This window comes from Vogesella mureinivorans (assembly GCF_007644035.1).
Taxonomy (GTDB): domain Bacteria; phylum Pseudomonadota; class Gammaproteobacteria; order Burkholderiales; family Chromobacteriaceae; genus Vogesella; species Vogesella mureinivorans.
In genome coordinates, this window is sequence record NZ_VMTV02000310.1 from 1 (window position 1) to 257 (window position 257).

A 257-nucleotide genomic window follows, 5' to 3' on the forward strand; every position below is an offset into this window, starting at 1 on the left:
CCTTGATCTCCTTGGCGGTCTTGAAACGCGACAGCACCTCCACCCGCAGCGGCCAGTCGGCGAAGCGGTCGCGCAGGTTGCGGTAGTGCTGTTCGGCCAGCAGGGTGGTGGGCACCAGGATCGCCACCTGACGGCCGCTCATTGCCGTCGCAAACGCAGCGCGCACGGCGACCTCGGTCTTGCCGAAGCCGACATCGCCGCAGACCACACGTTCCATCGGCAGGCTGGACTGCAGGTCGGTCAACACAGCCTCGATC

At 66.5% G+C, this 257-nt stretch carries 1 protein-coding gene; it reads right to left on the minus strand.

Annotated features, from left to right (window positions below; all coding sequences use genetic code 11):
• Positions 1 to 257, minus strand: a 257-nt coding sequence (locus FLQ44_RS10020) for a DEAD/DEAH box helicase (RefSeq protein WP_147694285.1), incomplete at both ends; no start/stop codon positions are given.